Source organism: Maribacter sp. MS6 (assembly GCF_056839185.1).
The window spans coordinates 3,770,985-3,787,468 of the sequence record NZ_CM166389.1 but is presented as its reverse complement, the minus strand read 5'-3'; the positions used below and the strand labels follow the sequence as shown (position 1 = coordinate 3,787,468).

The following is a 16,484-nucleotide window of genomic DNA, read 5'->3' as shown; positions in this document are numbered from 1 at the left end:
TCGGAGTTTCCACCAATATTACCTTTCTATTTCTAGAACTTATGACCCAACTTGCTTAATGAAAGTTCAGTTTTGTCTGTTTTAATTAAACATTTGTTAAAAATTATAGATTGAAAGAGTTTTATTGTTAAATTTAATTTATAAATTAAAAGTAATACTATGAAAAAAGTTTGCGTATCTATCGTATTGGGAATAATAGTTGTTTTATCCACGCTCTCCTTCTCCGGCATAGCCCAAGAATATATGCTCTTGCAGAAGGTAAAGGCCGTACTAACGGATTACGGCCGTAACCTGGCACCCGAGAAGACCTACCTGCATACGGACAAGGACCTCTATACCAACGGGGAGACCATCTGGTTCAAGACCTACCTCGTGGACGGTATCTCCCACGACCGGTCCGACAGGAGCAAGGTGGTCTATGTGGAGCTGGTAAACGACAGGGACAGCGTGGTGGCCGAGCGCAAACTCTTTGTGGAGGACATCGGTGCCGCAGGGGATATACAGTTGGACGGGAATATGGAACAGGGCGAGTACACACTGCGCTCCTACACCAAGTACATGCTCAACGAGGAGGATCCCGTCATCTTCGAGAAGAGCATACCCATCTTCGTCCAGGAGGTGCGTAGCGGGCTTAGCGCGGAACAGGTGCCTTTGGCAAAATCCCTTCGCGGATTCGACAGGACCAGGGACGATGCTATCGCCGGAAGGCCCAACATCAGGTTCTTCCCGGAAGGCGGCCACCTGGTCAAGGGACTGCCCGGCACCATGGGAATCGAGGTAGTCGACGCCAAGGGGAACGGAATTGCACTGAAGGGACATATCAAAAATTCCAGGGACGAGATCGTGGAGCCCTTCGAGAGCTTCGAGTTCGGCCTGGGGAGCGTGGGCTTCGTTCCCTTGAAGGGAGAGGAATATTATGCGAGCGTCCTCTTTAACGGGAGCGAACTTAAATTTCCCTTGCCAGAGGCACAGGAATCCGGTTACGTGCTGAGCCTTAAGAACAGAGAGGACCATGTACTGGTGCAGGTGGCGAGCAACACCCCGAACGGACTCCAGGGCACCCTGCTCGTGGGCCATTTAAGGGGAGACCTTATTTTCAAGAGAATAGGAAGCTCCGAGGACAACGCATCCTATGCCACAAAGATCTATACCGAGAAGCTACAGGACGGGGTGGCACAGTTCACCCTCTTCACCAGGGATGGCGAGCCCGTAAGCGAAAGGCTCGTATTTGTGGACGATCCGGACAACGATGCACGTCTGAACATTTCCGCACCCAAAAATACCTTTGGCCTTCGTGACAGGGTAGATCTGGACATGGCCCTGACCGATGCGGAGGGCCGGCCCCTAAAAGGGGATTTCTCCATGGGCGTCGTCTCAAGGAACGGTACCAGGGGAACCGCCACGAACATCAAGAGTTGGCTGTTGCTGGATTCCGATCTGGGCGGCAAGGTAGAAAATCCCGATTATTTCTTCGCCGAGGATTCCAAACAGCGCAAGTTCGAGCTCGATGCACTCATGCTCACCCATGGATGGAGACGGTTCGTCTGGAAGGACGTGCTCTCCAAGAACGTGAGCAAGTTACCCGAATATGCCCCCGAAAAGGGAATCATGGTCACCGGCAGGACCACCAAGTTCCAGGACCCCTATAAACCCAGGCCAACGGTGGCTACGTTGAACATCTTCGGACAGGAACTTGTCAATTCAAAGAAGGTGACCAATGCCAAGGGCGAATTCGAGTTCGGGCCCTTCTACTTCACCGATAGCCTCGAGGCGACCGTTGAGGCCTACGACTCCGTGCCCAAGTTCGAGTACAAAAAGAAGAACATCTCGATCGTCCTGGACCGGCAGAACCCGGAGCTGGGCTCCAAACTAAAGAATTCCGAACGTACCGACAGGGGAACCATAGAGCTAGGCCAGGAATACCTAAGGGAGGAATATGTACGAAAAGTGAACGATTTTAAGTACGACCCAGCGAAGGTGACACAGCTCGACGAGGTCACGGTGACCGAAAAGAAAAAATCAAGAAGACAAATTACTCTTGAAACTAATCCAACTTCGGCGTTGACCAACAGTTTATTCTCCAGACGAGTGTATACAGAGGACATTTCAGGAAGCGATGGGTTGAGTGCAATGGATCTCATGCAGAGAATGCCTGGAATAATAGTTACCGGTGCATATCCTAACCAACAAGTTAGGATTAATGGTATGGGCCAATCTTTTGAGGCGGGTACAGAACCATTGGTACTTGTAAATGGTATGCAGTCAGATTTTTTCTTTCTACAACAACTAAGAGCCATAGACGTCAGTTTTATAGATGTAGTTTTTGGTTCGGACACTGCCTTTTGGGGAAGTCGGGGCGCCAACGGTGTCATAGGAGTGTACACCAATTCGATAATCGATACCGATTTGGTTGTGGAACAGGAAACTCCTGGCATAAAGGTATTCGAGATACCAGGTTTTTACAAGACCAAAGAATTCTATACCCCGGACTATACCAAGGAGGACCCGGAAAAGCCCGATTACCGCACCACCCTGTTCTGGCAACCGGAACTGGCCTTTGACAACGCCGGAAGGTCCAACATCGATTTCTTTACCGGGGACAAGGAAGGTTCGTTCCTGGTAAGGGTGGAAGGGATTACCTACGACGGAAGGCCCGTTAACGGCCTCTTTGATATTGAGGTGGTGGAATAGATTGGTAACGATCAATTGTTGTAATACCTTGATGGTATTGACACTAAAGTTTCAGTCAATCGTTCTAAGTGTTCATTTAATCTCCGTGTTGGGCAATAAGAATATTGAACTTTAATGGATAAATTTAAAAAATACCTTATGAAAAAAGTCCGTATCGCTATCGTATCTGGTTTAGTAGTCGTTTTGTCCATATTTTCATTCACGAGCCTCCCGCAGGAATACATATTGCTGCAGAAGGTGAAGTCTATATTAACGGATTACGGCCGTAACCTGGCACCCGAGAAGACCTACCTGCATACGGACAAGGACCTCTATACCAACGGGGAGACCATCTGGTTCAAGACCTACCTCGTGGACGGTATCTCCCACGACCGGTCCGACAGGAGCAAGGTGGTCTATGTGGAGCTGGTAAACGACAGGGACAGCGTGGTGGCCGAGCGCAAACTCTTTGTGGAGGACATCGGTGCCGCAGGGGATATACAGTTGGACGGGAATATGGAACAGGGCGAGTACACACTGCGCTCCTACACCAAGTACATGCTCAACGAGGAGGATCCCGTCATCTTCGAGAAGAGCATACCCATCTTCGTCCAGGAGGTGCGTAGCGGGCTTAGCGCGGAACAGGTGCCTTTGGCAAAATCCCTTCGCGGATTCGACAGGACCAGGGACGATGCTATCGCCGGAAGGCCCAACATCAGGTTCTTCCCGGAAGGCGGCCACCTGGTCAAGGGACTGCCCGGCACCATGGGAATCGAGGTAGTCGACGCCAAGGGGAACGGAATTGCGCTGAAGGGACATATCAAAAATTCCAGGGACGAGATCGTGGAGCCCTTCGAGAGCTTCGAGTTCGGCCTGGGGAGCGTGGGCTTCGTTCCCTTGAAGGGAGAGGAATATTATGCGAGCGTCCTCTTTAACGGGAGCGAACTTAAATTTCCCTTGCCAGAGGCACAGGAATCCGGTTACGTGCTGAGCCTTAAGAACAGAGAGGACCATGTACTGGTGCAGGTGGCGAGCAACACCCCGAACGGACTCCAGGGCACCCTGCTCGTGGGCCATTTAAGGGGAGACCTTATTTTCAAGAGAATAGGAAGCTCCGAGGACAACGCATCCTATGCCACAAAGATCTATACCGAGAAGCTACAGGACGGGGTGGCACAGTTCACCCTCTTCACCAGGGATGGCGAGCCCGTAAGCGAAAGGCTCGTATTTGTGGACGATCCGGACAACGATGCACGTCTGAACATTTCCGCACCCAAAAATACCTTTGGCCTTCGTGACAGGGTAGATCTGGACATGGCCCTGACCGATGCGGAGGGCCGGCCCCTAAAAGGGGATTTCTCCATGGGCGTCGTCTCAAGGAACGGTACCAGGGGAACCGCCACGAACATCAAGAGTTGGCTGTTGCTGGATTCCGATCTGGGCGGCAAGGTAGAAAATCCCGATTATTTCTTCGCCGAGGATTCCAAACAGCGCAAGTTCGAGCTCGATGCACTCATGCTCACCCATGGATGGAGACGGTTCGTCTGGAAGGACGTGCTCTCCAAGAACGTGAGCAAGTTACCCGAATATGCCCCCGAAAAGGGAATCATGGTCACCGGCAGGACCACCAAGTTCCAGGACCCCTATAAACCCAGGCCAACGGTGGCTACGTTGAACATCTTCGGACAGGAACTTGTCAATTCAAAGAAGGTGACCAATGCCAAGGGCGAATTCGAGTTCGGGCCCTTCTACTTCACCGATAGCCTCGAGGCGACCGTTGAGGCCTACGACTCCGTGCCCAAGTTCGAGTACAAAAAGAAGAACATCTCGATCGTCCTGGACCGGCAGAACCCGGAGCTGGGCTCCAAACTAAAGAATTCCGAACGTACCGACAGGGGAACCATAGAGCTAGGCCAGGAATACCTAAGGGAGGAATATGTACGAAAAGTGAACGATTTTAAGTACGACCCAGCGAAGGTGACACAGCTCGACGAGGTCACGGTGACCGAAAAGAAAAAATCAAGGAAGCAAATTGCTCTTGAAGCTAATCCAACTTCGGCGTTGACCAACGGTTTGTTCTCAAGAAGATTGTACAAAGAGGACGTTACAGGGAACGAAGGCATGAGCGCAATGGATTTGATGGCCAGAATACCCGGGCTTAGAATTGCCGGTAATTACCCACAACAGGGGGTTGAGACTACTTCATTTTCTTTTGGGGCGGGCAATACCCCTTTAATACTTATAGATGGCATAGCTTCCAATATAGCAATGCTGCAACCTTTAAGAGCCTTAGAGGTAAGTTTTATAGATTATGTTTTTGGCCCGGAGACCGCACTATGGGGTAGTCGGGGCGCCAACGGTGTTATCGCGGTATATACCAATCCGATAATCGATAAGGATGCCGTAGTCCAATTAGAAACCCCGGGCATAAAGGTATTCGAGATACCAGGTTTTTACAAGACCAAAGAATTCTATACCCCGGACTATACCAAGGAGGACCCGGAAAAGCCGGATTACCGCACTACCCTGTTCTGGCAACCGGAACTGGCCTTTGACAGCACCGGAAGGTCCAACATCGATTTCTTTACCGGGGACAAGGAAGGTTCGTTCCTGGTAAGGGTAGAAGGGATTACCTATGACGGAAGGCCCGTTAACGGCCTCTTTGATATTGAGGTGATGGAATGAAACATTTACTACTATGAAAAAAGTTTGCGTATCTATCGTATTGGGAATAATAGTCGTTTTATCCACGCTCTCCTTCTCCGGCATAGCCCAAGAATATATGCTCTTGCAGAAAATAAGGGCCATATTAACGGATTACGGCCTTAACCTGGCACCGGAGAAGACCTACCTGCATACGGACAAGGACCTCTATACCAACGGGGAGACCATCTGGTTCAAGACCTACCTCGTGGACGGTATCTCCCACGACCGGTCCGACAGGAGCAAGGTGGTCTATGTGGAGCTGGTAAACGACAGGGACAGCGTGGTGGCCGAGCGCAAACTCTTTGTGGAGGACATCGGTGCCGCAGGGGATATACAGTTGGACGGGAATATGGAACAGGGCGAGTACACACTGCGCTCCTACACCAAGTACATGCTCAACGAGGAGGATCCCGTCATCTTCGAGAAGAGCATACCCATCTTCGTCCAGGAGGTGCGTAGCGGGCTTAGCGCGGAACAGGTGCCTTTGGCAAAATCCCTTCGCGGATTCGACAGGACCAGGGACGATGCTATCGCCGGAAGGCCCAACATCAGGTTCTTCCCGGAAGGCGGCCACCTGGTCAAGGGACTGCCCGGCACCATGGGAATCGAGGTAGTCGACGCCAAGGGGAACGGAATTGCACTGAAGGGACATATCAAAAATTCCAGGGACGAGATCGTGGAGCCCTTCGAGAGCTTCGAGTTCGGCCTGGGGAGCGTGGGCTTCGTTCCCTTGAAGGGAGAGGAATATTATGCGAGCGTCCTCTTTAACGGGAGCGAACTTAAATTTCCCTTGCCAGAGGCACAGGAATCCGGTTACGTGCTGAGCCTTAAGAACAGAGAGGACCATGTACTGGTGCAGGTGGCGAGCAACACCCCGAACGGACTCCAGGGCACCCTGCTCGTGGGCCATTTAAGGGGAGACCTTATTTTCAAGAGAATAGGAAGCTCCGAGGACAACGCATCCTATGCCACAAAGATCTATACCGAGAAGCTACAGGACGGGGTGGCACAGTTCACCCTCTTCACCAGGGATGGCGAGCCCGTAAGCGAAAGGCTCGTATTTGTGGACGATCCGGACAACGATGCACGTCTGAACATTTCCGCACCCAAAAATACCTTTGGCCTTCGTGACAGGGTAGATCTGGACATGGCCCTGACCGATGCGGAGGGCCGGCCCCTAAAAGGGGATTTCTCCATGGGCGTCGTCTCAAGGAACGGTACCAGGGGAACCGCCACGAACATCAAGAGTTGGCTGTTGCTGGATTCCGATCTGGGCGGCAAGGTAGAAAATCCCGATTATTTCTTCGCCGAGGATTCCAAACAGCGCAAGTTCGAGCTCGATGCACTCATGCTCACCCATGGATGGAGACGGTTCGTCTGGAAGGACGTGCTCTCCAAGAACGTGAGCAAGTTACCCGAATATGCCCCCGAAAAGGGAATCATGGTCACCGGCAGGACCACCAAGTTCCAGGACCCCTATAAACCCAGGCCAACGGTGGCTACGTTGAACATCTTCGGACAGGAACTTGTCAATTCAAAGAAGGTGACCAATGCCAAGGGCGAATTCGAGTTCGGGCCCTTCTACTTCACCGATAGCCTCGAGGCGACCGTTGAGGCCTACGACTCCGTGCCCAAGTTCGAGTACAAAAAGAAGAACATCTCGATCGTCCTGGACCGGCAGAACCCGGAGCTAGGTACCAAGCTAAAGAAATCCGAACGTACCGACAGGGGAACAATAGAGCTAGGCCAGGAATACCTAAGGGAGGAATATGTACGAAAAGTGAACGATTTTAAGTACGACCCAACGAAGGTGACACAGCTGGAGGAGGTCACGGTGACCGAAAAGAAAAAATCAAGAAGACAAATTGCTCAAGAGGCGAATCCGACATCTGAATTGACCCAAGGACTTTTCTCGAACCGCGTTTACAAAGAGGATGTTTCAGGCAGTGAGGCTCTTGGCGCTATCGACCTACTAGCTAGGTTACCTGGTGTTATCGTTACAGGTGTTTACCCAAGACAAAGCATTCGTATTAGTAGCAATGTACAATCTTTTATGGCGGGTACAGATCCTTTACTCCTTGTAGATGGCACTCCAGCAGATTTTGGCTTTCTTGGGACATTAAGAGCAGTGGAAGTCAGTTTTATTGATTTAGTAACTGGGCCTGATGCTACTCTTTGGGGAAGTAGGGGTGCCAACGGTGTTATCGCTGTGTACACCAATCCGCTAATCGATAAGGATGCCGTCGTCCAATTAGAAACCCCGGGCATAACCGTTTTCCAAATACCCGGGTTTTACAAGACGCGGGAATTCTACACCCCGGACTATACCAAGGAGGACCCGGAAAAGCCCGATTACCGCACCACCCTGTTCTGGCAACCGGAACTGGCCTTTGACAACGAGGGAAAATCCAACATAGATTTCTTCACCGGGGACAAGGAAGGTTCGTTCCTGGTAAGGGTGGAAGGGATTACCTATGACGGAAGGCCCGTTAACGGCCTCTTTGATTTTGAGGTGGTGGAATGAAAATGAACAGATGTTAAGCTGTAAAAATGCCGTATAGTAAGTGCGCTCCTCTAGTAATTCTCAATAATAATTAAAACAAACCAATACATTTGAATACTAAAAAAACCCTTGACTAAGGTAGTCAAGGGTTTTTAATTTGCGTAATGAAAATCTAAAAGTTTACTTCTTCTTTTTAGAATCTGCTTCCATTTTCTCTTTTAATGCTTGTAACGCATCGTTCGCATCACCTAACGTTGGTTTCGCTTCGTCTGCACTGGCAGCTTGTCTTTTGACCGCTGCTTTTACGTTACGTTGCTCTTCCTCTCTAAAGATAGCGGTATGACTAGCTACTACACGTTTAAAGTCCTTATTGAATTCAATAATCTTGAATTCGGCTTCATCGCCTTTCGTTAGTTTCTTACCATCTTCTTTCTCCAAATGACGTTGTGGAATAAATGCGGTTATATCCTCGTTAAAGTCTATCGTTGCACCTTTATCGACAATTTCTGTAATAGCCGCCGTGTGAACGGTACCCAAAGCAAATTCCGTCTCATATTTATCCCATGGGTTTTCGGTAGTTTGCTTGTGACCTAAGCTAAGCTTACGACCATCAACATCCAACTCTAAAACTTCCACTTCCAAGGTATCACCGACGTTGGTAAACTCGGATGGGTGCTTCACTTTCTTCGTCCATGAAAGATCCGAAATGTAAATTAAACCATCGATACCTTCTTCCAATTCTACAAACACACCAAAGTTGGTAAAGTTTCTAACGATACCGCTGTGCTTGGAACCTACTGGATATTTTGTGGTAATATCTGTCCAAGGGTCTGGCGTCAATTGCTTGATACCTAAGGACATCTTACGATCTTCACGATCCAATGTTAATACCACCGCTTCTACTTCATCACCTACTTTTACAAAATCCTGTGCGGAACGCAAGTGCGTAGACCAAGACATTTCAGAAACGTGTATTAAACCTTCGACTCCTTCTACAACTTCGATAAATGCACCGTAATCTGCAATAACGACTACTTTACCTTTCACCTTGTCACCAATTTTGATTTCATCACTAAGGGCTTCCCAAGGATGCTTTTCCAATTGCTTAAGACCTAATTGAATTCTAGACTTGTTTTCATCAAAATCAAGAATTACAACGTTTAATTTTTGGTCTAGCTCTACCACCTCGTTCGGGTGATTGATTCTACTCCAAGAAAGGTCTGTAATATGTACCAAACCATCAACACCGCCAAGATCAATAAACACACCGTAAGAAGTAATGTTTTTAACAACACCTTCAAGTACTTGTCCTTTTTCTAGTTGACTGATGATCTCTTTTTTCTGCTCCTCAATATCGGCTTCGATTAGCGCTTTATGGGAAACTACTACGTTTTTGAACTCATGGTTGATTTTCACTACCTTGAATTCCATTGTTTTATTTACATATTGGTCGTAATCGCGAATAGGCTTCACATCGATTTGAGAACCTGGCAAGAACGCCTCGATTCCGAAAACATCAACGATCATACCACCTTTAGTTCTGCATTTTACAAAACCACTAACGATTTCTTCTTTGTCGTGCGCCGCATTTACACGGTCCCACGCCATAATGGTACGTGCCTTCCTGTGTGAAAGCACCAATTGACCGCTCTTGTCTTCACGGATATCAATAAGTACCTCTACCTTGTCACCTACTTTTAAATCTGGATTGTAACGAAACTCGTTCAAGGAAATTACACCCTCGGATTTGGCGTTGATATCAATTATCGCTTCCCTATCCGTAATGTACACTACCGTTCCCGTAACTACTTCCTCATCGGCAGTATCAACAAAGTTCTCTGCTACCAATTCTTCGAATTCCTTTAATTTGGAATCATCAACACGCTCAATTCCTTGTTCGTACTTCTCCCAATTAAAGTTTTCTAAAAATTCTTGTGGATCTTGAACAGGAGCCTGTTCTTTTGTTTCTTGAACTACTTCCGTAGTTTCTGGAGTTGCTGTTGCAGTTTCTACCGCTTCAGCTTGTTTTTTTTCTTCAGCCATTTGCTGATTATAAATTTGTATTCTACAATATCCAAGAGCTAAACGACTATTGTAGAAGTTGTTATATTTTTAGTTTTATTCCTTTTTTTGCTCTTGAGACTATCGTAAAAAAGGTGTGCAAAAATACAACTTATATCCTTAAATACAAACACTATTTATCCTTGCTTTAAAAAGTAGGTGTGGATTACCATTTATTTGGTTTGATTCCTCCAATTATTTAGTATCTTTCGCATACAATATTAACCGTTAAATAAAGTATTATGAGTGTTAAAGCAAAATACCAAGGCGTTTTAGATCTTGGTGAGCAATTAGGAATTAAAAATGGTAACGTTACCGAAGAAGGGAATGTACTTAAAATAAAAGGTGAAGCAAATACACCTTATGAAAAAGATTTGCTTTGGGACAAAATAAAAGCGATCGGAGGCGAGCAAGCTTCGGATATCAAAGCCAATATTACCATAGCTGACGATTCTGTTTACCACAGACACACCGTAGCTAGTGGTGAGTCTTTAAGTAAAATTGCAAAGCATTATTATGGAGATGCCATGAAATACAAGCAAATTTTTGAAGCAAACACCAATGTACTTAAAAATCCAGATGTTATTCATCCAGACCAGGTTTTGGTAATTCCAAATCCATAAGACGTAGGGATTTCCTTTTGTAAGGTGATTTCGTAAATTAAAAAATGCCGCTGAACCCTCAGCGGCATTTTAATTTTTAGAAAGTAATGTGATTTACCCTATACTATTATTATTTTTCTATCACACGAAGCGTAAAATTATACATACGCTCAAACTGTTCTTTAAGGCCCATATCGCTATTATCGAACTCAATCGCATCTTTTGCTCTTATTAATGGTGAAAACTCACGATGAGAATCTATATAATCCCGTTTTTCCACGTTTTCCAAAACATCTTTATAAGTAACCGTCTCGCCTTTATCCAACAGTTCCTTATATCTTCTATACGCTCTTTTTTCTGGAGAGGCGGTCATAAAAATCTTTAGTTCGGCGTCCGGAAACACTACGGAACCTATATCACGGCCATCCATAACGATTCCTTTTTGAGCTCCCATTTCCCTTTGTAAGTCCACCAATTTTATACGAACCTGCTCAATTTCCGCAATCCTGCTCACATTCTGAGAAACGCGCATCTTTCTTATTTCGCTCTCCACATTTTTACCGTTCAGATACATTTCAGAAAAACCAAGTTCGGCATTAAATACAAATTTTAATTTTATTGTATCTAGTTCTTGAATTAAACCCTGGATATCTTCAGTACCGGCACCAATAAAACCATTGTCCATAGCGAATAAGGTAATGGCACGATACATGGCTCCGGTATCCACATAAACATAGCCTAGCGATTTTGCCAATTGTTTGGCCAAGGTACTTTTACCTGTGGATGAAAATCCGTCTATCGCTATGGTTATTTTTTTCATTGTATTACAAATAAGCAAAAATTAGTTACAGTTTTTTTGCGTTCTTCACCTTCCGATTTGTCAAGGCAATTTCTATGACCTCATGCATATCTGTCACATAATGAAAGGTAAGTCCTTTTAAATAATCTGCCTTAATTTCCTTAATATCTCGTTCATTATCGGCACAAAGGATAATTTCCTTTATTCTTGCGCGTTTTGCAGCTAAAATCTTTTCCTTTATACCGCCAACAGGAAGTACTTTTCCCCTTAGCGTTATTTCTCCTGTCATTGCCAAGCTTTTCTTTACCCTCCTTTGGGTAAACAAGGAAATAAGGGAGGTCAGCATAGTAATACCAGCACTTGGCCCGTCTTTAGGAGTAGCCCCCTCCGGTACGTGAATGTGTACGTTATACTTTTCAAAGATTTCGGGATCCAATCCGAAGCGCTCTGCATTGGATTTTATATACTCCATGGCGATCGTAGCAGATTCTTTCATTACCTTACCTAAATTACCCGTAATACTCAACGTACCCTTCCCTTTTGATAAAATAGATTCTATAAATAAAATATCACCACCCACACTGGTCCAAGCTAAGCCCGTAACTACACCTGCTACTTCATTATTCTCGTACTTGTCCCGCTCCATTTTTGGGGCTCCCAAGACTTTAATAATTACTTCATTGCTTACCTTAACATCATATTCTTCCTCAATCGCAATGGACTTTGCTGCGTATCTGACCATTTTGGCCAGTTGTTTTTCTAGGGAACGCACACCTGATTCCCGGGTGTACCCTTCCACAATTTTTTCTAGTTGTGGTTTCCCTATTTTTAAATGAGACGTATCCAATCCGTGCTCTCTTAATTGTTTGGGAAGCAAGTGTTTTTTGGCAATTTCCACTTTTTCCTCAATCGTATAACCTGTTACGTTAATAATTTCCATACGATCCCGAAGCGCAGGTTGTATCGTACCCAAATTATTGGCCGTGGCAATGAACATTACTTTAGAAAGATCGTATCCCATTTCCAAGAAGTTGTCATAAAACTCACTGTTTTGTTCAGGATCTAACACCTCTAACATGGCAGAGGACGGGTCGCCTTGGTGACTACTGGATAACTTATCAATTTCATCCAAAATAAATACAGGGTTTGATGTTCCCGCTTTTTTTAGGCTTTGAATTATCCTGCCCGGCATGGCACCAATATAAGTTTTCCTATGTCCACGAATCTCTGCTTCATCGCGCAGACCACCTAATGAAATACGAACATATTCCCTACCCAAGGCCTCCGCCACGGACTTCCCTAATGAGGTTTTACCAACTCCTGGAGGGCCGTATAAACAGAGAATCGGGGATTTCATATCGTTACGCAACTTTAATACCGCCAAGTATTCGATAATTCTACGCTTTACATCTTCCAAACCATAATGGTCGCGGTCTAAAATTCTTTCCGCTCTTTTTAAATCGAACTTATCTTTTGAAAATTCATTCCAAGGCAAATCCAAGAAAAGGTCTAGATAATTACGCTGAATCGAGTATTCCGCTACTTGCGGATTCATGCGCTGCATCTTGGCCAATTCTTTGATAAAATGTTCTTCTACCTTTGTATCCCATTTCTTTTTCTTGGCCTTGGCGCGCATTTCTTCCAACTCGTCGTCAGCTGAAACGCCACCTAATTCCTCTTGAATGGTCTTCATTTGCTGGTGTAAAAAATACTCCCGCTGTTGCTGGTCCAAATCGCTACGTACTTTCGACTGTATGTCGTTCTTTAGCTCCAATTTCTGCATCTCCACATTCATATATTTCAATGTGGCCAAAGCGCGTTCCTGAAGATCGCCTATTTCTAACAATTCCTGTTTTGCCTTTACATCCAAATTAAGATTAGAGGACACAAAATTGATTAAAAAAGAGTCGCTCTGAATGTTTTTAATGGCAAAGGATGCCTCGCTAGGAATATTTGGGTTGTCTTTGATAATTTTTAAGGCCAAATCCTTAATCGATTCGATGATGGCCAAAAACTCACTGTTATTTCTATCTGGCCTAACTTCCGCGGTTTCGCGTACTGTAGCTGTAAAATAAGGTTTTTGTGTTAGTACCTCAGCAATTTCAAAACGTTTTTTACCTTGTATAATTACGGTCGTATTTCCATCGGGCATTTGAAGCACCCTTAGAATACGGGCCACCGTTCCTAAGGTATTAATGTCCTTTATCTTTGGATTTTCGGTTTCCTCATCTTTTTGCGAGACAACGCCAATGACCTTATTTCCACTGTTCGCATCTTTTATCAGTTGAATAGAAGAATCCCTACCTGCTGTAATTGGTATTACAACACCGGGAAACAATACCGTGTTCCGCAAGGGAAGTATCGGTAGTGTTTCGGGCAATGTTTCTCCGTTCATTTGTTCTTCATCCTCTGCCGTTAGCAAAGGAATCAATTCTGCTTCATCATCTATACCCTGTAAGGACATGTTGTCAAAGTTTGAAAATTTAGAATCTCCCATCTCAATATATATCAGCCATTCTGTCACGTGTGTGACAGAAAATTTAGTTTTATAATTCGTTTTATACGCTGGCAATGTCCTCAAATACCTCATATGCTATGCATAAGGACACTACTTTACTCGTTTAATTCAATTCCTATGCCAACCTTACCTTACCAAGTAAGCTATCTACCGCTTAATTTACCGAAGCTGCATAATATTGAAAGAAATGGCAATAAATAGCACCCTTAGGACTGATACCATTAAAAGGAACTGAAATCATCTCCAAACTTCAAAAGAGGTACTAAAATATCCATCCGGAAAAAGCTAGGCTTCACTCAACTATCAAGTTTCAACATGCTTATGGCTTTTGAAATTCAAGCCTCACGAATAACTAAAAAAAATTATTGCAAACTGTAACAATCCGTAACTTTCATCATCTATAAGACAAACCAATCACTTTTTTGAGCCAAAAAGAAGTACATATTGATGCATTATTGCAATCGTGCATGCGTGGAAAACAAAGCGCACAGCTAGAAGTTTACAACCGATATTATAAGGCCATGTACAACACGGCCATACGTATTGTAAAGGATAGCGCAGAAGCAGAAGATGTGATGCAAGAATCGTTTTTGAACGCGTTTACGAAACTGCACACATTTAAAGCGGAAGTAAGTTTTGGAGCCTGGTTAAAACGAATTGTTATAAACAACAGTATTTATCATTACAAAAAGCAACGGAAAAAAAATGAAGTTGCATTGGATGATATACTTTATAAGGTCGAAGATAATGACGGAATTACTTCGGATCATGTGTTTGTAAATCAAAAGGCTCAAAAAGTGATGGAGACCATGAACCGCTTAAAAGATAATTACAGAGTTTCTTTGACCTTACATTTAATAGAAGGGTTCGACTATGAAGAAATAAGTGAAATCATGAATATTAGCTATGCGAATTGCCGTACCATGATATCTAGGGCAAAAGAAAGCTTAAGAAATAAAATAGAAATTACAAACTGATGGAAAAAGACAACATAGAACAACTTTTTGCAAGCCTTGAAGGTTCTTTTGATACAAAAGAGCCTGCCCAGGGTCATGAAGAGCGGTTTTTGGAAAAACTGAAACTTGGTAACGAGGTTGCAAAGGCTCCAGTTAAAAAATTATCCTGGTGGAAACCTTTGTCCATAGCAGCATCCATAGCGGTACTTATTGCCGTAAGTATTGGTCTTTTGAACCAAACTAGGGATAGGCAAGAACAAATGGCCAATATTTCGCCAGAGGTTTCCAATACGCAGTTTTACTTTGCCAGCTTAATTGAAGAACAAGTAAAAGAACTACAATCTGAAAGTACTCCTGAGACGCAAAAAATAATTGCCGATACCATGACCCAATTAGCAATATTGGAAACAGATTATGGCCAATTGGAGCAAGAAATGCTATCTGGAGGAAATAACAAACTATTACTAAAAGCGATGATTACCAATTTTCAGACAAGAATTGACTTATTACAAGATGTACTTGAACAAATTGAAACTATTAAAAATTTAAAAAACTATAATGATGCGAACTATACTCTATAAATTCACCCTACTATTCCTAGTGCTTGCTCCGGTAGTGACATTAGCCAACAACGATAAACTTGGAGGAAAATACACCAAAGAAAAAACCATTAAAAAAGAGTTTAATGTAAACGCGGATGCGCTATTAAAAGTGAATAACAACTATGGCAATTTGAACATTACCTCTTGGAACGAAAACCGAATCGTTATTGAGGTGCACATAAAAACCAACGGGGACAACCAAGAAAAGGTACAAAAAAAGCTAGATGAAATTTCGGTAGACTTTGAGGCGAGCAGCAGTTTAGTATCTGCTAGGACCACTTATGGCCAGCAAAAAAGTAATTGGGGCTGGAACTGGGGAAAAAACAACAATGTGAACATGCAAATTAATTACACCATAAAAGTTCCCATTAAAAATAGTGTAAACCTAGATAATGATTACGGGAACATTATCCTTAATCGTATAGATGGCCACGCTAAAATAAATTGTGATTACGGCAGACTGGAAATAGGCGAACTACACGGCAGAAACAATCAGCTTAATTTTGATTATACCTCCAAGTCTACCATAGGATATATAAATAGTGGTAAAATTGACGCCGACTACTCTGGTTTTACCATTGAAAAAGCGGGCAACTTAATCATAAATACAGATTATACTAACGCAACGATCGACACTATGGAAAATCTTGAGTATACGGGCGACTATGGAAACCTATCTGTAGGGGAGGCAAATAATATTCAAGGAAACGGGGATTATGTCACCATAAGACTTGGTACTATTCATGGGAATGTAGACCTAGTTTCGGATTACGGCTCTATACGCATAGCAGAACTAGCCGAAGATGCAGGTAATGTTTCCATACGAACAGATTATACCGGAATTAAAATTGGTTATAATGCTAACTATCATTTTGATTTTGATATTACCACAAGTTATTCCGGAGTTAGCGGTAAGGATGATTTTGAGATAAACGTAAGTACGGAAAAATCAAACAACAAACACTACGAGGGTTACTATGGCAGTGCCAATAGTGGAAACCAAATCATTGTGAACAGCGATTATGGAGGTATAAGCTTCAACAAAAAATAGTAACATCTAATCATTC

At 44.3% G+C, this 16,484-nt stretch carries 10 protein-coding genes; 7 read left to right on the top strand and 3 right to left on the bottom strand.

Annotated elements, in window-relative coordinates; genetic code table 11:
- Positions 1–159: 159 nt before the first annotated feature.
- The 3 genes from MS6x_RS16550 to MS6x_RS16540 all read left to right on the top strand — a co-directional run bounded on the left by MS6x_RS16550 (position 160) and on the right by MS6x_RS16540 (position 7,900).
- Entirely contained in the window at positions 160–2,691 is a 2,532-nt protein-coding gene (locus tag MS6x_RS16550) for a TonB-dependent receptor plug domain-containing protein (RefSeq protein WP_482603600.1), read from the top strand.
- Positions 2,692–2,829: 138 nt separating this feature from the next.
- Positions 2,830–5,355 carry a TonB-dependent receptor plug domain-containing protein gene (locus MS6x_RS16545; protein ID WP_482603598.1) on the top strand — a complete coding sequence of 842 codons (2,526 nt, stop codon included), beginning with the start codon at positions 2,830–2,832 and terminating at the stop codon, positions 5,353–5,355.
- 13 nt (positions 5,356–5,368) lie between these two features.
- Entirely contained in the window at positions 5,369–7,900 is a 2,532-nt protein-coding gene (locus MS6x_RS16540; protein ID WP_482603596.1) for a TonB-dependent receptor plug domain-containing protein, read from the top strand.
- Positions 7,901–8,059: 159 nt separating this feature from the next.
- Here the strand turns inward: MS6x_RS16540 and rpsA are convergent, their stop codons facing one another.
- A complete protein-coding gene (gene rpsA / locus MS6x_RS16535) occupies positions 8,060–9,922 on the bottom strand; it encodes a 30S ribosomal protein S1 (RefSeq protein ID WP_482603594.1) in 1,863 nt (620 codons plus the stop codon).
- Positions 9,923–10,182: 260 nt separating this feature from the next.
- Here rpsA and MS6x_RS16530 point away from each other — a divergent pair, with 260 nt between their 5' ends.
- Positions 10,183–10,563, top strand: a complete 381-nt coding sequence (locus MS6x_RS16530; RefSeq protein ID WP_482603592.1) for a LysM peptidoglycan-binding domain-containing protein — start codon at positions 10,183–10,185, stop codon at positions 10,561–10,563.
- Between the two features lie 109 nt (positions 10,564–10,672).
- Here MS6x_RS16530 and cmk read toward each other — a convergent pair whose 3' ends face one another.
- Both cmk and lon read right to left on the bottom strand, forming a co-directional pair.
- Positions 10,673–11,362: a (d)CMP kinase gene (cmk, locus tag MS6x_RS16525; protein ID WP_482603591.1), complete on the bottom strand. Its 690-nt coding sequence runs from the start codon at positions 11,360–11,362 to the stop codon at positions 10,673–10,675.
- A 25-nt stretch (positions 11,363–11,387) separates the two neighbouring features.
- Positions 11,388–13,838 carry an endopeptidase La gene (gene lon, locus MS6x_RS16520; protein ID WP_482603589.1) on the bottom strand — a complete coding sequence of 817 codons (2,451 nt, stop codon included), beginning with the start codon at positions 13,836–13,838 and terminating at the stop codon, positions 11,388–11,390.
- A gap of 443 nt (positions 13,839–14,281) precedes the next feature.
- On the opposite strand from lon, the gene MS6x_RS16515 reads away from it, so the two are divergent.
- From MS6x_RS16515 to MS6x_RS16505, 3 genes are read left to right on the top strand one after another with little or no spacing between them, the layout of a single operon-like run.
- Complete coding sequence (locus MS6x_RS16515; RefSeq protein WP_482603587.1) at positions 14,282–14,836, top strand: RNA polymerase sigma factor; 555 nt, start codon at positions 14,282–14,284, stop codon at positions 14,834–14,836.
- The gene (locus MS6x_RS16510) at positions 14,836–15,396 is read left to right on the top strand and encodes a hypothetical protein (RefSeq protein WP_482603585.1); all 561 of its coding nucleotides are present in this window, start codon (positions 14,836–14,838) and stop codon (positions 15,394–15,396) included. Before MS6x_RS16515 ends, MS6x_RS16510 begins: the two co-directional genes overlap by 1 nt.
- The gene (locus MS6x_RS16505) at positions 15,377–16,468 is read left to right on the top strand and encodes a DUF4097 family beta strand repeat-containing protein (protein WP_482607186.1); all 1,092 of its coding nucleotides are present in this window, start codon (positions 15,377–15,379) and stop codon (positions 16,466–16,468) included. The genes MS6x_RS16510 and MS6x_RS16505 overlap by 20 nt, the downstream gene beginning before the upstream one ends.
- Positions 16,469–16,484 lie beyond the last annotated feature (16 nt).